Below are 24,706 nucleotides of genomic sequence, written 5' to 3' on the forward strand. Positions count from 1 at the left end.
TTGTTACTTTAATCCGTAATCCAAAGGAAGGAGGTCTCCCGTGCGTTTGGCTCCCATATCTCCTGAAAAGGAAACGGCATCGGGCGGATAAAAATTTCCGTAATCATCAATAAAATAATACTTGTATTTCGGAAAAATAGCAGATTGCCTGCTCTTCTTATACAGAACATTCAGTTTAAGGGGCAGGCTTACTTTTTTCATCCCCAGGCTATCGCTTACGCGGAAATAGTTTTCCGGCCGAATGGAGAAACTGCCCTTAAACAGTACAAACTTCTCAGTTTCCCATTCCTGCCTGGCTGCTGTTCTCATGAGGTGAAGGGAAGAACCCAGATACACTTTCTCTCTTCTTTTTTCATACTTCGCGACCCCTTCCTGTTTATCAATAAAAAAACTGGTTCCCAGGTAAAAGGTTTGATGCACTTCCTGAGGATCCAGGCTTCTGGAAAAGTAGGTGACCGCACAATCGCTCAGCCGGAACCTGAGTTCATATCCCAGGTATGAGTTTTTAATTATAATCGCTTCATCCGCACTGGCGATGAGTTGTTTTTTGGAGACATCGTAGGCCAGGTGGATGGCATCTTCATTTAATATTTCGCAACCTCTTCCGGCTCTGGTATTTCCGAGGAACTGCTCTTTGAATGCCTTTAATTTCTGAGCCCTGGAAAAGGGGTCAGCCCTAAGCACTACTTCTTTCAGGGATACTGCTTTCGGCTTCATCCCTACTTTAATATCTTTTTGATCCCAGACAGATTCCAGGAAAACATCATTATAGCCCACATAACTGACTATCAAGGGCGAGGTGATCTTTTTCTCCAGTTCCAGTGTAAACCTCCCTTCCTCATTTGTGATCGTTCCTATAGTAGTGCCATCAAAATACACGGAAGCTCCCAGTAAAGGTTCTTTGGTTACATTGTCAAACACATATCCGCTTACGGTTTGAGCAAAAGAAGTAAAAACACTAAACAGTAAAAGAAAAAAAGCAGTTCTATTCATTTTTGGTTTCCTCTTATATTTTTATCCTAAGGTTTTGAATTATTTTAGCATCCACCCAGTAGATATCTCCTCTTCTGGTAAAGAAAAAGTATTTTCCGTCATGAGATAATCCCGGAGCGAATTCTCCCCCGGTAGTGTTTATCTCGCTTCCCATATTTTTAGCTTTTGTCCAGCTGCCGTCTTCATTTTTAAAGCTGATATACAGATCAGAACCGCCCATGCCTCCGGGTCTCCTTGAAGAAAAAATCACATAACTTTCATCCGGTGCGATCAGAGGATCGTAATCTCTGTGCTCCGAATTAACCGAATCGCCCAGAGGTATTGCTTTTTGATATTTTCCATTCTTAAATTCAGAATAATAAATATTACTGGAGCGATCTGGGCCTGTAGAAAAGAACAATGTCCCTTTTTTAGAAACCGTCGGGAACCATTCGGCATGAGCGGTATTGACCTCTGCTCCCAGATGGATGGGAGTACCCCATTTTTTACCTTTTCTCTTCACCATCCACAGATCGATATTTCGCAGGATCGAATCTCCTTCTTTTGCAGGCCGGTTGGAACTGTAAAGCAAGGTGGAACCATCGGCTGTTACAAAAGGATCGATCTCCCGGTATTCGCCTTCAATATCTGCCGGCTCCGGTATTGACCACTGGTCTCCTTCTCTTCGGGAAACCATTATGGTTCCTCTGTTATATTTGCGGGATTCCACCGTATAATAGAACTCCTTTCCGTCGGGAGTGAAAGTGGCGCTGTGTGTAAAATCTTCTGTCGAAACTACATTGGGAGCAAATATTTCCGGCTTCAATCCCGGTCTGGTCTGACCTAAAAAATCTCCTTTTAGTTCATAAGTGGGTATTTTACTCTTATCCGCTCCCCTGGAGATCAGAAAAGCTGCAATTTCATCGGATCCCTGACGCATAGCGATCGTTAAAGGCGTATTTCCCCTGTCATTCAGGACATCGACATCGGTCTTTTCATTAACCAGCCGTTTAAGCAGTTTCAGGTTATCTCGAAGAACAGCTCTGTGCAATGAAGAAACTCCTTTGTTTATATCGACATTTGCCCCGATTAATTTATCGATCATTTTATCATTCCCGAATTGCACAGCCACAAACAAAGGAGTATAGCCTTTATCATCGGTCATATTTACATCCATTCCGCGTTCGATCAGAAAATCCATTACCTTTTCCTGCCTGCATGCTATTGCATAATGAGCCAGGCTTCTTCCTATCTTATCTTTTATATGGATATCTGTTGAAGTTAAAAGGGAATCCAGTTGGGTCAGGTTTCCTTCACATACCGCTCTTTGTACGGTTTGTGCATTTATAGAGAGGGAAATTAAAAGGAATAGTAATCCCATTAAAGATCTGAATCTTATCATTTTGTTTGCTTAAATTTTTAGAGGTATTGTTAGTATTGTTCCTGTAACGGTTACTATATCAGTCTTTCACCTGAATAACGATCACTCCGTTCTTACCATCAGATCCGTATTTTATCCAGGCCGCATTTCCTTTTAATACCGAAACACTTACAATTCTATCGGGCTTAAGGTTAAGTATCCTGAAATCTTCTGCAGAGATCTTTCGCTCACCTTTCTTATCTATAAGGACATACAAAGGATTGCTGTTAAGTTTACCGGCATTACCTCTGATCATTATTCTCGGGTTCTCATTAACAGGCACAACAACATCCTTGCTTTTCAGGTCTTCGTCAGTTCTGAGTTCCTTAAGTTTTTCCTGCTGTGAAACCGTGAGTTCATTCTTTATTTTTATCAGCATCTTCAGCTTAAGCTGTTTCAGTTGGTTTTCGAGGTTCACCACTTTTTCCATCTGAGCCAGGGAAGCTTTCTCATCTACTCTGGAAGATTCCAGTTGTTTATTTAAACTGAGTTGCTCTGCATCCAGGTCCCATTTTAAAGAATTGAATTTTACCGTATGCTCATCGTATATCTTCTTTATCGTATTTACCTTTTGCTCGGACAAATTTATCTCCACACGATATTTCAGGACTACATTAGCCGAAAACAGATCTTTCCTGAAAGCATCCTGAGCCATTGCCTGTAGACCAGTGGTCAGAAGTATAATAATTATTAAAAGTTTTTTCATTTTGTTGTTTTTTAATTGATTACCATTCGCCAAGATCATCGATAAGAGCGTCTGACGAAGATTCCCATGAATCTAATGATACTTCTTCCGTAATTAAGGATTCGGTACTCCCCTTTTCTTTCATATAGAGCACGATCTCGATCTTTGAATCTTCCTGATCATCCTGCCCTCCTCTGTTAAGGTAGAGGCTGAACAGGATAAGGAAGGAAGCTGCAATCCCGTAAGGAATAATATACCTGCTTAGCGAACGGCTCTTTCTCCCCTCAGTTCCCTCAAACCCCGGGATCTGCAGCTGCTCGTCTGCTTTTCGCATTTCTGCAAAAAAATCCTTTATTTCCTTATCAGATCTGTTCATTTCTTTTCTTTAAAATGAGCGTTCTCAAGCTGTCTTTACCTCTCTCATAATGCGTCCTTACCGTACCAATATGCAATTTGGTTATCTCTGCTATTTCCGCAAGGGTCATCCCGTGATAAAATGACAATAACAGCACCTGTTGCTGGCGTTCCGGAAGATGAGACAGTAACTTCCTGTAATTAACCTGATCTGCTTCTATCTGTTCTTCAACCACAATATTAAGCCTGTCCAGGCTTTCAAAAGTGCTCTTTTTTTTAATATGGTCGATGGCCGTGAACCGGATCACGGAAAACAACCAGGTCTTAAATGCAGCGCGTTCCTTATAAACGGCTTTTTTTTCAAAGATCTTCAGATAGGTTTGCTGTAATACTTCCTTGGCCTCTTCATAATCGTAATTACAGCACTGACCTGCCCAGATAAAAGCATCCCGGTGGTGTTCTTTTAATAAATGCTCAAGCCTGCTTTTATTCATCTTTGATCATTAGTCTATAAAAATGCCTTTTTATATGACATGAAATTTACTTTTTTTTATTCTTTTTCATATTTATGGTTCAATACCCTATAAATCAAAAACTTTCCTTTTACTGTAACCGGTTTTATTTCTTTTAAATTTTAACAAAAAAGATAAAACCGCCTTCTTTAAAACTTCGTAGATGGGAATGTAGCAAAGTTAACATGCCGTCAGCTATAAAGGAGATCACTAAATGGCAACCGGACGAAACCACCAATGAAACCGGTAGATCAGTTAATTATGATTTCAAAATCGATGAGATGAACTAATGATAGTCAGTTTGTTTTTTTGATTTTTTTGTGGTTGATTAGAAAAAAATGCCTGCAGATTGCAGGCATTTTTATTATACGCTAATAATCTGTCCTCCATTATCTTATCCACACCTACTAAAGACATAGTAGTTGAAAAAAATTTCTTATATTCGAAGAAATCAAACTACTATACTTTATGAATACCATCATCTGTCAGAAAAAAAATATTCTCCTGGGACTGGTTATTCTCCTGTATTTTTCAGTTCAATCACAACCGATAGTCACTCCCGAACTGGAAAACCGCTTGTACCGGAATTTACATGAATATTCAGAAAAGGTCGCTTCCGAAAACATCTATATTCAAACCAGTAAGGATATTTACGAGACCGATGAGGATCTTTGGTTTAAAGCTTATGTATTAGATTCACGAAGCCATGCACCTTCGGGTGAAAATAATACTCTTTTTCTTCAGCTGTTAAATGAGAAGGACAGGAGAATCGTATTCGAGGCAAAATATGAATTGATCGCCGGTTTTTCCAGCGGGCATTTATTTGTCCCCGATACCCTAACGGAGGGCGATTATCTCCTGGCGGCTTATACCGCTTCCTCGGTATTGAGCAAGACCGAAAACATAAGTGCCTTAAAACGCATAAAACTCAAAAAACATATTATTCCTAAAATTGCAATGGAATCTGAGTTCGATCGTCAGTACTACAGGAAAGAAGATCCCATAAAAGTTACTTTACAGCTTTCCGACAGAAACGGAAAGATCCTGCCCGATGCACTTGCCCGCGTATTATTGCTCAGGGATGAAAAGATCATAGACCGTATGCGGACACGCTCGAATGAAGAGGGAGAAATAAGTATAGGATTTTCCTCAAAATATACAGGCCCGAGGCTAAAATTAAAGATTGATGTTTCGGGTGAAAACGGAGAAGAAGAGTTTGAATTAAAAATTCCCTACAAAGACGACAGACAGATCCAGTTCGGGCTCTTTCCCGAAGGTGGGAATACGGTTGCAGGCCTTTCCAACAAAATTGCCTTCAAAGCACTGGGGACGGACGGACAGCCGGTTAAAGTAAAAGGAATACTCTATGAAGAAGGTATTGCAAAGGACAGTCTGAACAGCGTACATAACGGGATGGGAGCCTTTAATTATGTTCCGGAAGCAGATAAGGAATACTATGTGAAAATTTACGACCCTCCGATAGACAGTCTTTTTATATTACCTAAAGCTACAAAGAAGGGGATTGTCATGACCGTAAACCGGCGTACGGAAAAGCGAATACAATTTCGTATATCCAAAACCGAAAACACCAAAGCCAGCAAAGTACATGTAAGAGCTCAGCTCAGAGGTATCAGTTACTGGATGGGATCGGGTACTTTTTCCGAAAACCAGAGTTTTTTCTCTATCCCCCTGGACAAGCTTCCCCAGGGAATTACAGAGGTAACATTATTCAACGATGCCTTCCTTCCTATTGCAGAACGACTCATATACGTAAATCAGGAACAGAAATTATATGTTGAAAATATTGGCTTTTCCCAGGACACCATCCGGGAGAAGAAAAAGATACGGCTAAAGTTCAGGGTCACCGATCAGGACAACAGGCCCGTAAAAGCTCATTTAGGGCTGAGTGTGTACGATCATTTGTTCAAGGATCCCTCCGAACAAAAAAATATCTTTACCCATTATTATCTGTCTTCAGAACTAAAAGGAAAGATACACGACCCTGCGTATTATTTTATTGAAAAAAACCAAAACCGGTGGGAACACCTGGATCTCCTGCTTCTCACTCAGGGATGGAGGAGTTATTACTGGCGGGAGGACTCCCTGCGCGAAGCGGTACAGGATAATCAGAAAGTGGTTTATGAAAATCAGAAAGGGCAGGTTTTTGCCGAGGGCAAGAAAGAGCTTCGGAAACTGGCTCAGAAAGGAGAAATACACCTGCTTTTTACAGGTCATATTATCAGTATTCCAACAGATGCAAACGGAGTGTTCACGCTCCCTGAATATGCACTCAACGTATCTAAGGGGCATCATTTTTTCCTCAAACCGGATCAGAATGAAAATGCACTTATAAAGATCCCGGATCGCTTTGAGCTTATCAATAAATGGGCTTCCGACAAGAAATTTGCATATCCGGAACGCTTTTTGGAAAGTGATCAGGAAAAAGAATCCAGATTTCTTCAGAAGCTCAGCCTGACCAATACCAATTTACTTGACGAGATCGTGGTCAAGGCACATAATCATTCGAGAAATAAGTACAAGGGGCAAGTTTATGAAGGGAATGTTTCCGATTATTTGTGTGCTGAATACAATATCCTGAACTGTGTTAATCACGGGCCGGGTTTTGTGAAACCTGTAGACGGGCAATTCTATAAACTCAATGGCGGGCGGTTAGTTCAATACAAGGCAAAATTTAGCACTGATAATCCGGAGATCCATAATTTTAAATTTATAAAAGGTTATCACCTCAGCAAGAAATTCTACCAGCCCGACTACGACACCGGAGGGGATGGTTTTCCCGATTACAGGAATACCCTTATCTGGGAACCTGATCTTATTACGAATGATGAGGGCATTGCTGAAATAAGCTTTTTTACCTCCAGCAATAAATCGGTTTATCTGGGCCGTGTGGAAGGTGTGGATGGTAATGGCCAGCTGGGAGCAGCAGATTTCAGATTTGTAGTTCATTACTAAAGCTACCTGATCATATAAAAAATGCCTGCTCAGAGCAGGCATTTTTAATTGTTTATGTAATTATCGCGCTTACGGTGTCTGGATTGCTCCTAAAGTATAGAGTTGCTCCAGGTTCGGCGTAGGACTTCCTCCTGCCGGCTCCAGGGTAATTCCGAAAGCTTCGGAACCATCTACATTAGTCAGCGCAAATATCTTATTCTCATCGGTTGCAAAATCCTCAAGTAGTCCGATACTCGTTGGTGTTAACGGGCTTAGTTTTAAGGACCATACCTGATATACCTTTCCTTCCGGAGGATCCGGTAATCCAAGTGCATCTATATAAACCGTATTCTCTCCGTCTTTTATATAAACACTTGCATAAGCCTCAGGATCTACCGTTTGTCCGGCAAGCGGAACTTCCGTACGGTTCTTATCCCTGAGAACAGAAAGCAATTCGCTTGCTTTGTTAAGCGAATAGTTCGTTTCTTCTATCTGCTTTTCCAGTACAGCATTTTTAATCTCTGCAGACTGTACTTCAGATTTCAATTCATTATTTTGGTTAAACATCCAGAATAACCCAACAGCCAAAATAACAGAAGCCGCCCATCCTGTGTATGCAGCCCAATTTGTCCTGCCTTTAGACAGAGGAACAACTTTTCCTCCCTCGTCCTTACTAATAATCCTTCTGATCGATTCGAAAGAAGAACTTATAGTTGTAGGCAGCATAGATTTGGTCAGTACCCTTATGGCTTTTTCGATCTCCTCTACTTCTGCCTTTACTTCCGGATACTGCTGCATCACATCGTATACCTCCTGATTTTCCTTTTCAGAAAGGGCTCCTGCAACATATAGCTCCAAAATACCTGATTCTATGTACTCTTTAATATCCACTATTACCCAATGTCAATTTAGTACGATCTCCCTTAAATTAGAGATGCATTTTCTTAAATGTGTTTTTATAGTCCCCAACGGTGTTTGAATCTCTTCACTCACCTCTTTTTGTGTATAGCCTTTGAAATAAATCAATTCGATAAGGTTTTTACACCTTTCTGTAAGGCTATTTACAAACTTTTTGATACCTATAGCATCTACAGTGCTATCCAGGTTATCATGAGATTCAAATATATCTACGAAAAAAGTTGCGTCTGAGTTTTGCCCGCTCTTCTTAAAATCTTTTGAGCGTGTCTTATCTATAGCAGCATTCCTGGAGATATTGATCAACCAGGTATAGAAACGACCCTTCTTTGGGGAATAACTATCGGAGTTATTCCACACCTTCACAAAAACGTCCTGAAGAATTTCTTCTACGTCTTCCTCATTGCGGACGATATTGTATATGACCGCCTTCATATTGTCGGCGTACATATCATAAAGCTTTTCAAAAGCTTTTATGTCCTTTTGTTGAAACCTTTGTACTAATTCTTCCAATTCCATGTAACTGTAATACAGTTTTTTTTAGCAATTTTTTTAAATGTCACAGAAAAAATAACTTATTCTATAACTGCGGAAGTGACTTCCGAACCACGGTTAATTTTCTTAACAAGCCCTTGTAATACTTTACCTGGGCCTACCTCTGTAAACAGAGAAGCTCCGTCGTTTATCATGTTCTGAACGCTTTGCGTCCACTTGACGGGAGCTGTTAATTGAGAGATGAGATTCTTCTTAATTTCATCTCCGTTCGTAACCGCTTGAGTTGTTACGTTTTGGTATATTGGACAGGTTGGTGGGTTAAAGATAGTATTTTCTATCGCAACTGCCAACTCTTCTCTTGCAGGTTCCATTAAAGGAGAGTGAAATGCTCCCCCAACAGGAAGGACCAACGCCCTTCTGGCCCCTGCTTCTTTTAAGGTTTCGCAGGCAGTATTTATAGCTTCTACCTCTCCCGATATTACCAACTGACCCGGGCAGTTATAATTGGCTGCCACTACTATTCCCGGAGTTTCATTACAGATATTCTCAACAACTTCATCTTCCAGACCAAGAACAGCTGCCATGGTACTGGGCTGTAATTCACAAGCCTTTTGCATGGCCATAGCTCTTTGAGCCACTAATTTTAATCCGTCTTCAAATCCCAGTGTTCCGTTAGCTACCAGCGCAGAGAATTCTCCGAGGGAATGTCCTGCCACCATATCCGGCTTAAAGCTGTCTCCCATTACCTTACTCATGATAACAGAGTGTAAAAAGATAGCGGGTTGTGTTACTTTGGTTTGTTTCAGATCTTCCGGAGTCCCTTCAAACATGGTATCCGTAATATGAAATCCTAAAATATCGTTTGCAGTTTCAAAAAGTTCTTGTGCCAGGGGGAATTTTTCGTAAAGATCGAGTCCCATTCCCACAAATTGCGCGCCCTGACCAGGAAAGATATATGCGTTCATATAGCTAGTTTATTTTGAGCAAAATAACAATTTAATATTAAGTTTTACAACTTAAACCAACCGGAATATTCTACATAATTATCAGCAATTCGGTTAATTTCGTTAGAAATTAATTCCTCGCTAATATCTTTTATTTTTTTAGCCGGAACTCCCGCATAAATACTCCCGGCTTCCACTCTTGTGTTCTTGGTGACCACAGATCCGGCCGCTATAATACTATTGCTTTCAATCACACAATCGTCCATAACGATACTCCCCATTCCGATAAGTACATTGTCCTGAACCGTGCATCCGTGTACAATGGCATTATGCCCAATGGAAACATTGTTCCCGATATTGGTAGGCGACTTTTCATACGTACAGTGAATGACGGCCCCATCCTGCACGTTCACTTTATCTCCCATTTTAATATAATGCACATCCCCTCTTAAAACAGCATTGAACCAGACACTGCACTGGTCTCCCATAACTACATCTCCCACTATGGTTGCATTTTCCGCAATAAAACAATCCGCGCCGAACTGCGGTTCTTTTCCGTTAACTTCTCTTATGATCATTTTCTGTTTCTTATTATTCAAAGTATGACAATAGTTCTTTCTTTTTAGAAGAAGATACCATAAGTTCTTTCCCGTTATTCAGCACCACACTGCCTCCTTTTCCTTTTTTGTATTTGGCAATGGCATTGATATTGACCAGGTAGGATTTATGGATCCTTGCAAATGTAAAATCTGCAAGGGCCTCTTCAAAGTATTTTAACGTCTTACTTACTACCATTTTCCGGTTTTCCAGATAGATCTCGGTATAATTGTCATCGGCTTTGCAATAAATAATATCGTTCACATCCAGTACCTCAAAACCATCGAGCTGAGGAATTGTGATCTTTCCCTGCACGGCATTAACCCTCGGAGACAGGATCTTCTCCTGCAATTCATCTTCCTTCTGCTTGATCTCTGCAACATAGTCTACCGCCTTGATGAGTTCGTCTATAGAAATAGGTTTCATCAAATAATAGGAAGCGTGATTGTTGAGAGCATCAATGGCATAATGATCATAAGCCGTAACAAAAACGGTTTCAAAAGAACGGTCCCCTACCTTATCCAGCAGGTCAAAGGCATTTCCGTAGGGCATCTCCACATCCAGAAAAACAAGATCCAGTTCGTGGTTCCGAATCAGGACCAGGGCATCATCTATATTGGCAGCCTCATCTATCAGGTTGACCGAAGGGCAGTATTTCTGAACATAGTTCCGCAATATCTCCCTGCTGGTAGCTTCATCTTCGACGATTATAGCATTAAGTTTTGTCATTTAGTCTTTCTTTAGGGTTAACATAACTCTGGTTCCCGTACCGTCTCCGTTCAGATCTTCTACATGAACATCTATCCGGTCTTTGTACATATCGTTAAGGATAGCAATCCTCTTTTGAATATTGCTCATTCCCTTGGACTTCTGTTTTTTCTGATTTTCTGTCTTCAGAGCCACCGACTGCTTCCGGCCCACGCCATTATCTTCTACCTCAACTCTCAGATGATCGGCATCAGGTTGAGAAAAGTGTATTTTTAACCATCCTTTATCTTCCTTATACCTCAATCCGTGCCAGATAGCATTTTCTATATAAGGTTGCAGAAGCATGGGAGGGATCTCGAACTGTCCTATTTCTACATTCTCATCGATCTTTATCTCATACTCGAACTTTTCCGCAAAACGGGAATGCTCCAGTTTGGTGTATAATTCTATAAGTTCCAGTTCCCTGCTCAGGGGGATAAAATCTTCTTCGGAATTCTCCAGAACAGACCTCATCAACGTAGAGAACTCACTCAGGTACCTGTTTGCACTGCGTTCATCGCTTTTCGCAATAAAATTGTTTACGGAATTAAGCGCATTAAAAATAAAGTGCGGGTTCATCTGGGAACGCAGCGATTTTAATGCCAGCAGATTATTGGCCAGTTTTTGCTGCTTTGTGGTCCGGTAAAAGAGGAATGCCACCAGGGCAATCATCAGGATCCCAAAGATCAGGGAGTAAATGATAAGTCGTTGTCTTTTGTTATTCTCCTTAATAAGTTCCTGATCTTTTAAGGCCAGGTTGTATTTACTTTCCGATAGTTGCCTGTCTTTTTCCAGGCTGGTGATCCGGTTCTGCTTATTTGCAATATCCCGGCTAAAACGGGTTAGCTGAGAGATCTCTTGCTCCTTTTTAATATACAACTGCTCTACCTGCTCCACATAATCCTCATAGCTTTCCTGGGCTTTTGAGTAATCACCCACTGTTCTGTACGCTTCCGAAAGCTTTCGTGTAGCATCTTTTTTAACGATCAGATCTTCAACCTCATCGGCTTCGGCAATGCTCTCCTGCAGGTAAGGTATGGCTTCCTCATATTTATCCTGAGCTATAAAAGCATTGGCGATCTTGTAGTTGAGTTTTTGGGTGGTAATGGTATCTCCTCGTATTAAGCCTACGGGAGCATTTATCTTTTCTTCCGTATCCGGATTACCATTGTCATCATTTTTTTGATCTTCATCTAAACGAATACTGAATTTAGAAACATTCCCGATATTATCATTTCGCTTTAGTTTCTTCACCTCTTCCAGGGCAGACTTCCTCAGTTCTATCTCTTTATCATATTCACTTTTATCATTATAGAAATCGGCTACCTTATCTTTTTCCTGTATAGACCTAACCGTATTTTCTTTTTGTGCCAGGTTGAGGGAATTACTAAAATAATTCTGAGCGCGCCCTGTTTCATTGGTCCTTGCATATACATCGGCAATTTTCGAATTCAGATCCGTTATTTTGGGAGTTACCAGGTTCTTCTGTGCCAGGTCCAGGGCCTCCTGATAGTTCTTCAGGGCATCTTCAGGCTTATCCAGTTCCTTTAAAGCATCTCCAAGCCCTTCGTGAACCGTTATTTTCTGATAGGAAGATAGTTTTCGCTCATTTTTAAGCGCTTCAAAGATCGTGTTACTCTCTGTGTATTGCTTATTCAGATAATACGCTTTTCCCAATTGTATACGAGCCTCAAGGGATGATCTTGCATCTATGGAACTGAGATAACTGTTAATGGCCAGATCGTATTGTTTCCAGTAAAAATAGATCTCTCCGAGAGTGAAAAAGGAAAGTGACCTTTTCTGAGCTTCTTTGGCATTCCCAAGTACCGACAAGGATCTTTCCACAAAATCCAGACTCTTGCCAATATCCTGTTTTTTAACCGTATTGGCGGAATCCAGGTATTGCCCGTGCTCCTTTTTTATCTGAGCAGCTTTTTCAAGACGCTGGGAGGAAGGAGAGCGATAGCCTTCTACCAGGACATCTATTTCCTCACTGCTTATAATTCTGTAGTATACCGTTTCGAACTCAGGGCTTCTGAAAACGATCTCATCACCTATACTCGCTGTCAGGTTAAATTTCCCCAGGAAATCCGTACGCGTCCTCTGGCCTCCTACCACATACACCTCAACATCGGGAATAGGGGTCCTGTTCTCCTTTCCCTTTACGCTTCCATAAATCCTAAAAACATTGTCCTTATTCTCCTGTGCCGACAAGGAGCCGATAAGGAAAACAAAGAATATATATGTTATTATTTTTTTCAATTCCGATTGTATTAATTGGTTAAACTTACGCACTTTAGGCGGTATTTTAAAACCCTGTTTTTGTTTATCTCTTCAAATAGGGCTAAAAATGAAAGCCGCTCTTCCGTTTAACTCATTGAAAAGTACTTTTCACTCATTCCGGCTTCCGTTAAACTCATTCTGCATTTTTTTTAAAAAAGTTTGCTTCTACTTTAGGCGATATAAACAAAAAAGCATGAACAACATAAAAACAAACTCCTTAGTCTTTCTAATCTGCCTCCTATCATTTGCCGTGAAGGCTCAAAAAAACTTTATCGATCATAACTATATTAATGTTATCGGTAAAGCTGAAATGAAAATAAGTCCGGATGAGATCTATATAGGTATCCTTATTAATGAAAAAGATAAAAAAGGGAAAGTATCTATTGAAGAGCAGGAATCTAAAATGATCGATGGATTTAACTCACTTGGAATCAATACTGCTGAAAAATTAAAGATCAAGGATTTCAACAGTAATTATTACAATCGCTTTTGGAAAAAAAATGACGTATTAAAGAAAAAACAATATGAATTATTACTTCACGATACTAACATATTACAAAAGGTTTTCAGCTTACTTGAAAGATTACAGATATCAAATGCTTCAATTATCAGGATAGATCATTCTCAGATGATCGATTTAAAAGAGAAGATAAAGATCGAGGCTATCAGAGCCGCAAAGAAGAAGGCGGTTTATTTAAGTAGTGCTATCGATCAAACTGTCGGAAAGGCGCTTTTCATAAAAGAGGTTCCTTCCTATAATAGCTCAATAACCAATAATTCAAATGCAGTTTACCGTGAAAGTGCCTTATACGGAAACTCTCAAAATATAATTACAGGAAACTATAATCAGCCAGAATTTAAAAACATTACCATCAATGCAATTGTAGAAGTGAATTTTGAACTTAAATAAAAGAAAATGAAAGCAATGAAAACAATCTTAACCGCATCCCTGGCGATGCTATTAACGGTAAATGTACTGGCTTGTGAAAGCAGTGTGAGAAATGAAAAGGCTTATTTATCTACCAAAGCCATTTACAAACCCGGAAAAAGGTTCATTAAAGTGGCCCTTCTCCTGGATACCAGCAACAGTATGGACGGACTCATCAATCAGGCCAAATCCCAGTTGTGGGACATCGTAAACGAATTGTCTTATGCCCGTTGTGAGCACGAAGCTCCCCGACTGGAGATCGCTCTTTATGAATACGGGAATGACAATCTTCCTTCCGATGAAGGTTATATTAGACAGGTAATAGGTTTTACGGGAGATCTGGATGATATCTCAGAAAAGTTATTCTCCCTTACTACCAACGGAGGGAACGAATTTTGCGGGCAGGTCATAAAAACCTCTCTTAAACAATTGAACTGGGGGAATAATCCCGACGATCTGAAAATGATCTTTATAGCCGGAAACGAGCCTTTTACTCAGGGAAAGATCAATTATAAGGACGCTGCAACAGACGCCCGGGAGAAAGATATTATCGTAAATACCATCTTTTGCGGGAATTACGAGCAGGGAATCAGCGGAATGTGGAAAGACGGAGCTCTTCTGACCCATGGTGATTATATGTCTATAGATCACAACCGAAGATTTGTTCAGATCGTTACTCCTTATGATGATGCTATTTTAAAACTCAATATCCAGCTTAACGGAACTTATGTTCCCTACGGGCAAATGGGGAGGACCAAACTGAGCCAGCAGGCAATACAGGATTCCAATGCCGCATCCATAAACGAAGAAGTGGAGCTTAAGCGTGCCGTGAGTAAAAGTTCGGGGCTTTACAGAAACTCTTCCTGGGATCTGGTAGATGCTGCAAAGGACAAGGACTTTAAATACGATAAATTAAAGGAAAAGGAGCTTCCCTCAGAACTGCAGGGGAAATCCACTGCTCAGATCAAAGCATATGTTCAGCAAAAAGCAGGTAAAAGGGCCAGTATTCAGCAACAAATACAGGAGCTGAACAAAAAGCGTAATCAGTATATAGCTAAAGAAAAGAAAAACAAAGATTCCAACAGCCTGGAAAGCGCCATGATAAAGGCGATCAAAAAGCAAGCGGAAAAGAAAAATTACAGATGGGAATAAAAAAAGAGGTCTTCGGACCTCTTTTCTTTTAATAATTTACTGCCGGACAATTACAATCATACGGTTTACTACCGGCCCCGAGGAAATTAAGCCCCAAGGTGATCTGATGGAATCCTCCGTTATCTATTCTGATATCTCCTGTCTGATAGGAGTATGTATAGGCAAATACAAAGTTTTTATAATTCACTCCGAGAATAGGAGTGATAAGCTGTAGTTTCTGATCGTCCAGTGTACCATTCACATTGAACTGCGCTCCGTCAAAACTTCTTCTGTATGAGAGTCCGCCCCATACTTTTCCGAATTCAACATCTTTATACACTTTGGCATTGATATCAACGGTCTTTTCATTGGTAAACTCGGTAGCCTGAAAGAGGAAAGAAGGTTCGAACTGCCACTCTCCCTTTCCGAAAACATAACCGGCAGAGACCAGATATCTCCTGAGATTGTCAAATTCCTGAGCCGTATACAAATCTCTTCCTGTTCCCAGAGCGTTTTGTACCGTTAAATGAGCATAGAATTCCAGGAAATTATAGGATATTCCGAAATCGACATTAAAATAACTCACACTATTTTTTGTTCCGGTGATGATAGGATCCGGAAAAAAAGAAGTAAAACCCGTTTCATCCAGATTACTCTGAAGAACACCAACACTCAGTCCGAAAGACAATTGATTGATATCGACAACATTTCTGGAGAACAACAAATGGTGGGCATAGGTTAATTTTAATCCTGTTTGCGAATGAAAACCGTTCTCATCATTAAAGATAATAGCTCCGACCCCACTTCTGTCTCCCACGCGGAGGTGCCCATTTAAGGTTTGAAGGTTGGGAGCCCCGTTAACGTCGAACCATTGCTGTCTGGCTGTTAACCTTACTTTACCTCCCTGGCCTACTCCGGCCATGGCAGGGTGGATCAGGTAATAATTATCGGAGAGATAATCAAAATACACCGGAAGTCCTTCCTGAGCAGATATTCTGAATAGCCAAAAGAATGACAAAAGAATAAATAGGATATTTTTCTTCATGCTTATCGTTTTAGGGCAAAGTGTCCTCGCAGCTGTTTCGACACATCATCTTCCGTATAATTTATTAAGAACCAGTAATCACTTGACGGTAAGGGCTGTCCGTTAAACATTCCGTTCCATCCGTTTCCAGCCGGTTCTATCTGCTTGAGTAACTTTCCATATCTGTCAAATATAAAAATATTTGGGTTACCCAACCTTGTGGCTCCTACAATATTCCAGGTATCGTTAAAACCATCGCCGTTAGGTGTAAAAAACCTGGGGTAATCAATTATAAAAACATCCACCTCAACACTTCCACATCCATTAATATCCCGGATAGTAATCGTATGCGGTCCAGGAGAAACTCTCTCAAAGAAAGGGTCATCCTGAAAAGAACCGCCATCCAGGCTAAACTGATAATCCCCTTCACCAGTAACGTTCACTTCTATACGATTATTTTGTACAAAGGCATTTGTTACCACTTCGGCACTAAAAGTTATAGGGGGTGAAGACCGCCGTACCACCACTTCATCGGTATTACGACAACCGGTACTGTTATTCACCACACTTACCGTATAAGTTCCTGCTGTATTGGCCACCAGGTCAGGATTGTTTTCACCGGCAAGAAGTGTTCCGTCCAGTCGCCATTCAAAACTAAAACCGGAAGCGGGAATACCGGAATTAAGGGTAGGTCTGCTGGTGATCGTTCCGTTGGCATCTACGCAAAGAGCCACGGTATCTCCCAGTTCGGGTTCCGGTAACAAATTCACTACCAGTTCTGCAGTGGTAGTATTAAAACAACCGATCGGAATATTAGTAACCCTTGCATAGATGGTCTGCGGATTGGAAATATTGGTATAAGCACCGTTTATCTCGTTGCTACCGGCTTCCGCATCGCTTTCCGTCAGGTGATAACTCACCCGGTATTGAGAAGGATCCTGATTTCCCCTGATCTCATTGTCGAGTGCAGTAAGATCAAATTGGGCGATGCCGTCATTTTCTCCCAGCTCATCACAAGTCTGTAAAGGTTGCGGCCTGTTAGCTACTGCTCCCTGCTGAACAATAAGTTCAAGTGTTGTGTTATCTGTCCGGAAACAAGAAGTGGTTGTATTCTGAACACGTACAAAAACAATTTGCGGATTACTGATATTGGTATAGGTGTCCGGAAGCGGATTGATCCCCATATCGGCATCATTTTGTGTTAAATAATAGCTCACCTCTACCCCATTCTGATTTCCTGTAATTTCGGCATTTTTAGTAGTGAGATCAAAGGCTGCGAAGCCATCAACTATATCGTCATCACAGATCTCAAGGGGTAGCGGCTGATTTACTGTAGGATTTATATTGACACTTAGCCTGAAGGCCGTAGTGACAAAACAACCGGTGATGTTATTCTCCAGGCGAGCTACTACAGTTTGGGGATTAGATATATTGGTATAATTAGTGGTCAGGGGGTTGGTATCGGCAATAGCATCCGCATCATTACTATGATACGAAACAGTAAAATCAGCCGGGTTGGCACTCCCAAATACTTCGGCGTCCTTTGTACTAAGATCGAAAGTAAAGGTGTCATCGTCATCACAAACTACAAAATCGCTCAGCGGGTTCTGAGGTGGTAGTTCATTAACGTTTAAGGTGAGAGAGCTTATTCCGAAACAGGCGTTTGCATTTTCGACACGCGCAAATACCGTCTGCGGATTCGAGCTATTCGAATAAAGATCGGGTAATCTGTTCTGTTCCAGCTGCGCATCCTGCAAAGTAGCATAATAGGCCACATCGAGACCCGGAGGAGCCGATGTCAGTACCTGGGCATCTGCCAGGGTAAGGTCGAAGGCCACAGAACCATCTCTGTCGTCATCACAAAGTGTCAGGGAAGCATTGGAAACATTGGTAGCCGTCACATCCAAGATAACCTCTACTATCCGCGAACAGGAAGTGGTATTATTAACAACAGAGACAAAAAGTGTCTGTGGGTTTGCCGTATTGGTAAAAGGAGCGGGAGCTTGCGGATTATTTCCGCTTTGAGCATCGGCCAGACTAAGAAAATAAGTAAAGGTAAAATCGGCCGTGTTGCCCCCGCTTATGATATCTATATTGGCTTCATCAAGGTTATAGATCGTAAAACCATCGGGGTTGCCATCTACATCACATTGCAACAAATTTACATTGGTTACATCCGGAAGCGGGTTAACTACCAGGTCAAAATCTGCCACACTCACACAGTCGGAGGCAGTATTTCTCAAACGGACAAAAATGGTTTCGCGATTAGCAGTTGTATTTGTATATATGGCAGGAAGAGGAGAATTTCCGCTTTCCGCATCCGCTCTGCTGCTGTGATAGCTATCGATAACCACATTTGCCTGTCCGTTTATCAGATCGGTATCCCTTAGGCTTAGATCGAATTCAACAAAACCGTTCGTATCATCCCCATCCAGATCATTATCGCATTCTTCAATATCATCAACCTGATTTATTACCGGTGGAATATTCACTATTATATTAAAAGAGGCCGTGGCAAAGCAATTGGGATTTGCATTGTCCTGAAGGCGGACAAATATCTGCTGTACCGGAGCGGTATTATCATAGCCATTATCCGGGAGAGGAGCATTGGCGGTATCTGCATCGGCCTGGGTCAGGTGATAAGTTACCGTTACCCGGGAAGGGTCATTGGTCCCGATAACATCTGAAGTCCTGTCTGACAGATCAAAGCTTGCCACCCCGTCCGGATCGCATTGCTCCAGGTCATCCAGAGCCTGAATGCTAAGCGGTACAGCCGTTACCGTAAAATTGGCAGTAACAAAACAGCTTTGCGTATTATCTGCTACACGGATAAATATCTGTTGGGGGTTCTGAGTATTGGAAAAAGCTGCCGGATCTATTCCTCCCGAATTGGAATCGGCATCGGCCTGGGTCAGGTGATAACTCACCACAAATTGATTGAGATCCTGACTGCCCAGGACCACAGGGGTATTTACACTCAGGTCGAAGATAGCATTGTCATTATTCCCCTCATCGCAGGCTTCCAGATCCTGAGGAGAGTTTTCTATTTGCGGAGGCGTTATGAATTCGATCACTACCTCATCCTCAAAGGAACAGGTCCCTATCAGTTCTCCCTCCACTTTATAGGTTCCGGAAGTTGTTACATTAATAACGGGGTCTGTCTCGTTTACGGCAGGGTTGGTATCGTCGGGAAGAGGTTCAAAAACATTGGTTGTTTCATTTAAAATAAACCAGCTATAGGTGGCTCCGGTTATGGTGGCATCTAAAGTAATTGCCTCTCCGTCACATCCCGGATTTCCAGAAGCTACGGTACGGTCGTCTCCAAGGCTTCCTCCAAGGTTAAAACTTCCTGCTTCCAGGAAAACTGCCGAATCCAGGGCCCCGTCGGACTGGTCTGCAACTACCAATTTAATGGTATATGTCTCTCCCGGAACCACTGTTCCGCTGGCGGTAAGAGCTACGGTCTGACCGTTAAAAGCTATAGCAGAGCTGGCAGCTGTGGGCCCGAAGTTATATCTTTCAAAAAACTGCGGATTCTGAGCAGGGCATCCGGTACTCCCCGGAGCTGTGGGAACCACTCTTCTCCTGATGGTCATGGTAGTAATGGGAATAGTGGTATTGGGAACCACTGCCAGATTCTGGGAATTCCCGCTGGAATCGGTCAGAATAAAGGCAAAAGCATCCGAAAACTGACACTCAAAGTTCTGGTTGTACTCTTCGGAAGCAAAAATAAAATTAAAGCTGATCTGATTTGCCTGAGAGACGAAATCGAAGGACAGGCTGGAAGCATTAAATGTATTTCCCAGTGGCAGGCCTACAATATTTTCCAGGTCGTTGTCTCCTCTCCACAAAGGTGCTCCTCCCGTATCTGTGGGAGCGCTTCCCTCCGATTGAGGGTTTAAATTCGGATCGACCGGATTTCGTGCTCCGGCAAGGCTTGCTCTTCCGGAACTCAGGACTACTCCCCTTTCAAAGGGGAAATTAGAGGTTCCACGCTCAAAAAAGCCTATTCCGTTAATATCGACACCTTGTGCCGGAATTATCCCCGTAGATGCCGTCCAGTTGGATGTGGTGGCACAAGGGCTGTTTATCAGTACTTCTTCTACGAGTTGCTGGGCGGAAAATGAAGTATCATCTACTGTAATTTGTGCATACGTATACGCGCCAAATAACAGATAACAAATCAGAAAATATAATTTCTTCATTATTACAGTTAAGGAGTTAGTTTAGTTTAGTCTCTAATACAATCCTTAAGGAGTGGATTTACCCTACCCTCAAAATATTGGATTTTTCCAACAACAAGGCAAATAAACCGTAATTTCCAGTTATTTTATGATAAATAATTAGAGATAACCAAGTTTTTTAAGAAGAGTATTAAAAAGTAAGCAGTGACATTAACGCTTTAAGGCAAAGTGGCCTTTTAGCTGCTGGATGGCGTTATCCTCCATAAAACTGGCCCTGAACCAGTAATCACCGGCAGGAACCTGATTTCCGTTAAATGTCCCGTCCCATCCTGCAGTATTCTGATCCATCACTTTCAACAGTTTTCCGAATCTGTCGAATATCCTGATCTCCAGTTGAGCTAACGATGCAAAAGCTGAAGTATCCCACAAATCATTGATCCCATCTCCGTTTGGCGTAAAGAATCTCGGGTAATCCATTATAATAACCTCTTCGGAGAGACTTCCGCAGAAAAACTCATCAAAAACGGTAATGGTGTGCCTTCCGGGGGGTATATTCGTAAATACACCGGAAGATTGAGGCTCACTCCCGTCGATTGAAAACAAGTAATTTCCGTTACCGATTACGGTAGCCTTTACTTCATTATTCCCGGAAAAAGGTCTGGAAATCACTTCGGTGCTTAGAGAAACCGGCGGAGAAGATGCTCTTACCCTGGTTGTCCTTACCATTTCACAACCCGAAGTATTGCTGATAACCTTTACCGTATAAAAACCTTCCTTATCGTAGGTATAGAAAGAATTATTAGCTCCGGCTATAATCCTGCTATCCAGGGCTTCCGTTCCTTCATACCATACAAAGGAAAAGTCGGTTTCATTCAGGCCTGTATCTATATCGTTTAACGGAAGGATTGCTGCTCCGTTCCCATCGAGACAGAGATTGTACTCTTCTGCCATGGTCAGGGCAGGGAATTGTAACACTTCTAATTCGAGCGGGAAAATGACCGAACAGCTATTGGCAAAAGCTTCCGCTCTTATATAAATGGTCTGCCTGAAGGTCTGTGTACTGGAAAAAGCATCCGGATTGCTGATACGCCTGGCCGGATCTCCCTGTGCAGCTTCTCCCCTGTCCAGATAATAGTACAGGTTAACACCGCTCAATCCGTTCAGGATATCGGTTTCCCTCTCCCTGAGGTCAAAGACCGCCAGGCCGTCTCCATCCTCATCGCAGAGGCTTAAGGGAGCAGGATTGATATTAATGGTCGGGAATTGATTAACCGACAGGTCTAACTGAGTATATGATTTACATCCGTATTGGGAAACAGCTTCCACAATGATCTGTTGCGGACTGGCTGTATTCCTGTAGCTTTCGGAATTGACAATCGGGTTTCCGGCATTGACATCTGCCTGAGTTTCGTAATAATTAAAGCTCAGACCGGTATTGGTTCCGCTTATCTGTGCGTTCCTGACAGTCAGATCGAACAGGGTTGAAGCACCGCCGTCCGTACTACAGATCTCAATGGCATCGGGAGCGTTAAGAGTTACAGCATCTACAAATTCCACTAAAATATCATCAGATCCGACGCATCCTCCGTTAATATCAAAATCAACCGTGTAAACTCCGGTATCGGTAACTCTTAAACTGGAACCGGTTTCACCGGCTATCACTACTCCGTCCTTCTTCCAGCTGTAGGTAGCCGTACCAAAAACACTGGCCTGAAGATCTACATAATCTCCGTTACAAACAGGATTTCCGTTTGCTATGGAATAATCATCTCCAAGGCTTGCACCTACTATAAAACTACCTCCCTCTATAAAAACCGCAGAATCTAGGTTCCCATCCTGAAAATCGGCAATTACCAGCTTTATGGTATAATTTTCTCCGGGGATCACATCTGCAGAAGCCGTCATCGGAACGGTCTGACCGTTCATACTGATAGAAGAGGTTATGGGGTCGTTATATTTATCAAAGAATTGTTCGTTTTTAGCTTCACAGCCGCCATTACCATTTATTCTGGGGTGTATTTCTGTTACTTTAACGGGAATATCAGTTCCCGGTATAACAGCAAGATTTCGTGAAACTCCCCTGGAATCGGTTAAGATAAAGGCAAATACATCGGAAAACTGACAAGGGTAATTCAGATAATATTCTTCGGAAGCAAAGAGGAAGTTAAAACTCATGCTCGTTGAAAAGGGAACAAAATCGAATTCCAGATAGGTAGCATTCTGCGTAGAAGCCGTTTGTGTTATATTTTCGAGGTCGGAATCGCCATACCAGGCTTCTCCCACTCCATCTCCTGAAAAATTGTCTTCATTCGGCCCTTTAACCTTAACAGCCTTTCCCGTACTAAGCACAATACCGTTTTCGAAAGGGAAATCGCTCGCATTCCTTTCAAAATATCCAATTCCATTAATTCCAACAGAGGTACCCGTTGCGCTCTTGAAGTTAGAAACTGTTGCGCACTGGCTATTAATCAACACGTCCTCAACCAGCTGTTGCGTTGAGTGAGAACCGTCGTTCACAGTAATTTGACAATACAGGTTAACCGTGAAAAAAACGAGTATATAGCACAGTTTTTTCATGTTAAAATTTGGGGTCTGAACATCAAATATATTAAAATGTATCTATATCTTTTCGTAATTTTGTAAAAATTTTTATGACGAATGAGTAAAATTGAGATAAAAATACAGCCAACAAATCACCCGACTATCCTTAAATTCGAGGCAAATTCTTTCCTTACGGAGCATAAAAGTTACGAGTTTAAAAATATAGATGAGGCTAAGAATTCGCCTCTGGCACAGCAGTTATTCTACCTTCCATTTGTAAAAACTGTCTTTATTTCGGGCAATTTCATCGGAATAGAGCGATATAATATCGTAGAATGGGAAGATGTGCAAAATGAGGTGGCAGAACAGATAGAGAGTTATCTGAACAACGGGCAAAAGGCTGTAATTGAAGAAAATGCAGAAGAAAACAAAAAAATACCGGTAACCGTTTATGCCGAAAGTACTCCCAATCCGGGGGTTATGAAGTTTGTAGCCAATAAAAAACTGGTTCCGGCGCCCTATGAATTTAAAAATATAGATGAAGCCCGCCATGCACCTATTGCCCAGGCTTTATTCGGTTTTCCCTTTGTAAAGGAGGTCTTTTTAGATGAGAACTATATTTCGGTAAGCAAATATGATGTGGCCGACTGGACTGAGATCACTATGGAACTGAGGCAGTTTATCAGAGATCATATTGCAGACGGAAAGGAGATCATTTCCGAAGGAGCGGAAGCCAGGAAAGATATTATCGATCAGAAAAGTGAGGCTACGGCTTATGCCGAAAACCTTGACGATACTTCCAAACAGATCATAGATATCCTTGATGAATACGTAAAACCGGCTGTTGCCAGTGACGGAGGGAATATCATGTTCGATTCGTATGACGAAAACAGCAAAACGGTTAAAGTGATCCTTCAGGGAGCGTGTAGCGGCTGTCCTTCTTCTACTTTTACCCTGAAAAACGGGATAGAGAGCATGTTGAAAAACATGTTGAACGAAAAAGTAAATGAAGTAATTGCCATAAACGGCTAAAACGCATCAAAAACATCTTATTTACCCGGTTTTTACGGTTTTATAACTGTGATGAAATTCATCCAGCAGGCAAAGCAGGTTCATCGTAGCGGTGATCAGGTCTTTGGTCTGTAGCAGGAGTTTAAAGTACAGCCTGTTGTTTTTGGGGTTGCTTTGCGCAGAGCGGGACTGATCTATCTGCTTTCCGATAAGACCGGAAATTTGTTCCAAAAGCGTGGTTTTCTCCTCAATAATACTGTGAATACCTTCTAAAGATCCCCCGCCCAAGGACTTTTCTATTTCGGAAAACAATATCTGAAGCTGATCATCTATCTTCCGGAGGTCCCTGATCTGGTTGAATCTGAGGTTTCGCTGTTTGCTTTTCACATGCACATAGCTGTTCTTTACGATATAACCGATTGACTGAACCATATGGTGAATGTAATCGAGAACGGAAATATAGAATTTAATGGTTTCGGCAGAAGTTCCGTCCAGAGAGCGGACAAAATAATAGATCTCCGTTTTCAGTTCATGGACTTCCTCCTCCAGTTTTTTCAGGTCCTTTCTGTTTTTCTTAAGCTGACTTGCATCCTGAAGCCCAATATTTTCCGCAACGCTGCTGTACAGGGCATTGATCTTCTTTATAAGCCCTGAGATCGTATCGGAATTTTCATGAATCAGCTCACGTATGGTCACCAGGTCTATCCTGTTGTATTTTGTAATAGCTTCATTTCTCTTCCTGATTTCCTTCCTGTGCTTTCTGCAGATAAGTACATCAACAAAAATAAGGGTAAGAAAAACTATCATTAAAGAGATCGGGTCAGCGCTAATTTTAATGATCATAAAAGTTTTTATAACGTAATAAGCAAAAATCTATCAATCTCATTAAAAAAAGATTAACTCAATGTAGTCAAATCATTATTTGAGCAGGGTGGTTTTACTTCAATCGGCTGTAAATCCTTTTAAAAGCCGAATAATTAACGTAATTTTATAAGGACTAGTAATTTAAAA

Annotated in this window: 19 protein-coding genes; 4 read left to right on the forward strand and 15 right to left on the reverse strand. The window is 41.6% G+C overall.

Translation table 11 applies throughout. The features are described 5' to 3' along the window. Positions 1–3: 3 nt before the first annotated feature. Genes GWK08_RS04160 through GWK08_RS04180 form a run of 5 tightly spaced genes read right to left on the reverse strand, consistent with a single transcriptional unit; the run spans position 4 to position 3,925 of the window. On the reverse strand, positions 4–993 hold the full coding sequence (locus tag GWK08_RS04160; RefSeq protein ID WP_163605636.1) for a carboxypeptidase-like regulatory domain-containing protein: 990 nt from the start codon (positions 991–993) through the stop codon (positions 4–6). A gap of 13 nt (positions 994–1,006) precedes the next feature. Next, the gene (locus GWK08_RS04165; RefSeq protein WP_163605637.1) at positions 1,007–2,374 is read right to left on the reverse strand and encodes an ankyrin repeat domain-containing protein; all 1,368 of its coding nucleotides are present in this window, start codon (positions 2,372–2,374) and stop codon (positions 1,007–1,009) included. Between the two features lie 58 nt (positions 2,375–2,432). Beyond that, a complete protein-coding gene (locus GWK08_RS04170; protein ID WP_163605638.1) occupies positions 2,433–3,098 on the reverse strand; it encodes a Spy/CpxP family protein refolding chaperone in 666 nt (221 codons plus the stop codon). 19 nt (positions 3,099–3,117) lie between these two features. Next, a complete protein-coding gene (locus GWK08_RS04175; RefSeq protein ID WP_163605639.1) occupies positions 3,118–3,453 on the reverse strand; it encodes a hypothetical protein in 336 nt (111 codons plus the stop codon). Next, a complete protein-coding gene (locus GWK08_RS04180; protein WP_163605640.1) occupies positions 3,440–3,925 on the reverse strand; it encodes an RNA polymerase sigma factor in 486 nt (161 codons plus the stop codon). Before GWK08_RS04180 ends, GWK08_RS04175 begins: the two co-directional genes overlap by 14 nt. Positions 3,926–4,411: 486 nt before the next feature. On the opposite strand from GWK08_RS04180, the gene GWK08_RS04185 reads away from it, so the two are divergent. Then, positions 4,412–6,916, forward strand: coding sequence for a hypothetical protein (locus GWK08_RS04185; RefSeq protein WP_163605641.1), 2,505 nt, complete (start codon positions 4,412–4,414; stop codon positions 6,914–6,916). 69 nt (positions 6,917–6,985) lie between these two features. On the opposite strand, the gene GWK08_RS04190 is transcribed toward GWK08_RS04185, so the two are convergent. Genes GWK08_RS04190 through GWK08_RS04215 form a run of 6 tightly spaced genes read right to left on the reverse strand, consistent with a single transcriptional unit; the run spans position 6,986 to position 12,855 of the window. After that, positions 6,986–7,753 (reverse strand): anti-sigma factor, encoded by a 768-nt coding sequence (locus GWK08_RS04190; RefSeq protein WP_204335994.1) that lies wholly within the window; start codon positions 7,751–7,753, stop codon positions 6,986–6,988. 45 nt (positions 7,754–7,798) lie between these two features. Beyond that, entirely contained in the window at positions 7,799–8,329 is a 531-nt protein-coding gene (locus GWK08_RS04195) for an RNA polymerase sigma factor (RefSeq protein ID WP_163605643.1), read from the reverse strand. Positions 8,330–8,385: 56 nt separating this feature from the next. Further along, positions 8,386–9,270 (reverse strand): ACP S-malonyltransferase, encoded by an 885-nt coding sequence (gene fabD / locus GWK08_RS04200; RefSeq protein WP_163605644.1) that lies wholly within the window; start codon positions 9,268–9,270, stop codon positions 8,386–8,388. Between the two features lie 44 nt (positions 9,271–9,314). Next, entirely contained in the window at positions 9,315–9,827 is a 513-nt protein-coding gene (locus GWK08_RS04205) for a gamma carbonic anhydrase family protein (RefSeq protein ID WP_163605645.1), read from the reverse strand. A 13-nt stretch (positions 9,828–9,840) separates the two neighbouring features. Continuing rightward, positions 9,841–10,575: a LytR/AlgR family response regulator transcription factor gene (locus GWK08_RS04210; RefSeq protein ID WP_163605646.1), complete on the reverse strand. Its 735-nt coding sequence runs from the start codon at positions 10,573–10,575 to the stop codon at positions 9,841–9,843. Continuing rightward, complete coding sequence (locus tag GWK08_RS04215; RefSeq protein WP_163605647.1) at positions 10,576–12,855, reverse strand: tetratricopeptide repeat-containing sensor histidine kinase; 2,280 nt, start codon at positions 12,853–12,855, stop codon at positions 10,576–10,578. 214 nt (positions 12,856–13,069) lie between these two features. Here GWK08_RS04215 and GWK08_RS04220 point away from each other — a divergent pair, with 214 nt between their 5' ends. Both GWK08_RS04220 and GWK08_RS04225 read left to right on the forward strand, forming a co-directional pair. Then, the gene (locus tag GWK08_RS04220) at positions 13,070–13,786 is read left to right on the forward strand and encodes an SIMPL domain-containing protein (RefSeq protein ID WP_163605648.1); all 717 of its coding nucleotides are present in this window, start codon (positions 13,070–13,072) and stop codon (positions 13,784–13,786) included. Positions 13,787–13,792: 6 nt separating this feature from the next. Then, positions 13,793–14,956: a VWA domain-containing protein gene (locus GWK08_RS04225; protein ID WP_163605649.1), complete on the forward strand. Its 1,164-nt coding sequence runs from the start codon at positions 13,793–13,795 to the stop codon at positions 14,954–14,956. Positions 14,957–14,984: 28 nt separating this feature from the next. Here GWK08_RS04225 and GWK08_RS04230 read toward each other — a convergent pair whose 3' ends face one another. The 3 genes from GWK08_RS04230 to GWK08_RS04240 form a co-directional block, all read right to left on the reverse strand. Beyond that, a complete protein-coding gene (locus tag GWK08_RS04230; protein ID WP_163605650.1) occupies positions 14,985–15,980 on the reverse strand; it encodes a PorP/SprF family type IX secretion system membrane protein in 996 nt (331 codons plus the stop codon). Between the two features lie 2 nt (positions 15,981–15,982). Further along, positions 15,983–20,164 (reverse strand): T9SS type B sorting domain-containing protein, encoded by a 4,182-nt coding sequence (locus tag GWK08_RS04235; protein WP_163605651.1) that lies wholly within the window; start codon positions 20,162–20,164, stop codon positions 15,983–15,985. A 189-nt stretch (positions 20,165–20,353) separates the two neighbouring features. After that, complete coding sequence (locus GWK08_RS04240) at positions 20,354–22,660, reverse strand: T9SS type B sorting domain-containing protein (protein WP_163605652.1); 2,307 nt, start codon at positions 22,658–22,660, stop codon at positions 20,354–20,356. A 141-nt stretch (positions 22,661–22,801) separates the two neighbouring features. On the opposite strand from GWK08_RS04240, the gene GWK08_RS04245 reads away from it, so the two are divergent. Next, a complete protein-coding gene (locus tag GWK08_RS04245; protein WP_163605653.1) occupies positions 22,802–23,716 on the forward strand; it encodes a NifU family protein in 915 nt (304 codons plus the stop codon). Between the two features lie 21 nt (positions 23,717–23,737). Here the strand turns inward: GWK08_RS04245 and GWK08_RS04250 are convergent, their stop codons facing one another. Continuing rightward, a complete protein-coding gene (locus GWK08_RS04250; protein WP_163605654.1) occupies positions 23,738–24,538 on the reverse strand; it encodes a hypothetical protein in 801 nt (266 codons plus the stop codon). Positions 24,539–24,706: the final 168 nt, after the last annotated feature.

Source organism: Leptobacterium flavescens (assembly GCF_010671605.1).
GTDB classification, from domain to species: Bacteria; Bacteroidota; Bacteroidia; order Flavobacteriales; family Flavobacteriaceae; genus Leptobacterium; species Leptobacterium flavescens.

What these genes read in the sequence shown, in the direction of transcription:
- GWK08_RS04165 (WP_163605637.1), bottom strand. Translation starts at nt 2,374, where the DNA reads ATGATAAGATTCAGATCTTTAATGGGATTACTATTCCTTTTAATTTCC.
- GWK08_RS04185 (WP_163605641.1), top strand. Translation starts at nt 4,412, where the DNA reads ATGAATACCATCATCTGTCAGAAAAAAAATATTCTCCTGGGACTGGTT.
- GWK08_RS04175 (WP_163605639.1), bottom strand. Translation starts at nt 3,453, where the DNA reads ATGAACAGATCTGATAAGGAAATAAAGGATTTTTTTGCAGAAATGCGA.
- GWK08_RS04195 (WP_163605643.1), bottom strand. Translation starts at nt 8,329, where the DNA reads ATGGAATTGGAAGAATTAGTACAAAGGTTTCAACAAAAGGACATAAAA.
- fabD (WP_163605644.1), bottom strand. Translation starts at nt 9,270, where the DNA reads ATGAACGCATATATCTTTCCTGGTCAGGGCGCGCAATTTGTGGGAATG.
- GWK08_RS04180 (WP_163605640.1), bottom strand. Translation starts at nt 3,925, where the DNA reads ATGAATAAAAGCAGGCTTGAGCATTTATTAAAAGAACACCACCGGGAT.
- GWK08_RS04170 (WP_163605638.1), bottom strand. Translation starts at nt 3,098, where the DNA reads ATGAAAAAACTTTTAATAATTATTATACTTCTGACCACTGGTCTACAG.
- GWK08_RS04230 (WP_163605650.1), bottom strand. Translation starts at nt 15,980, where the DNA reads ATGAAGAAAAATATCCTATTTATTCTTTTGTCATTCTTTTGGCTATTC.
- GWK08_RS04225 (WP_163605649.1), top strand. Translation starts at nt 13,793, where the DNA reads ATGAAAGCAATGAAAACAATCTTAACCGCATCCCTGGCGATGCTATTA.
- GWK08_RS04205 (WP_163605645.1), bottom strand. Translation starts at nt 9,827, where the DNA reads ATGATCATAAGAGAAGTTAACGGAAAAGAACCGCAGTTCGGCGCGGAT.
- GWK08_RS04250 (WP_163605654.1), bottom strand. Translation starts at nt 24,538, where the DNA reads ATGATCATTAAAATTAGCGCTGACCCGATCTCTTTAATGATAGTTTTT.
- GWK08_RS04235 (WP_163605651.1), bottom strand. Translation starts at nt 20,164, where the DNA reads ATGAAGAAATTATATTTTCTGATTTGTTATCTGTTATTTGGCGCGTAT.
- GWK08_RS04160 (WP_163605636.1), bottom strand. Translation starts at nt 993, where the DNA reads ATGAATAGAACTGCTTTTTTTCTTTTACTGTTTAGTGTTTTTACTTCT.
- GWK08_RS04210 (WP_163605646.1), bottom strand. Translation starts at nt 10,575, where the DNA reads ATGACAAAACTTAATGCTATAATCGTCGAAGATGAAGCTACCAGCAGG.
- GWK08_RS04245 (WP_163605653.1), top strand. Translation starts at nt 22,802, where the DNA reads ATGAGTAAAATTGAGATAAAAATACAGCCAACAAATCACCCGACTATC.
- GWK08_RS04220 (WP_163605648.1), top strand. Translation starts at nt 13,070, where the DNA reads ATGAACAACATAAAAACAAACTCCTTAGTCTTTCTAATCTGCCTCCTA.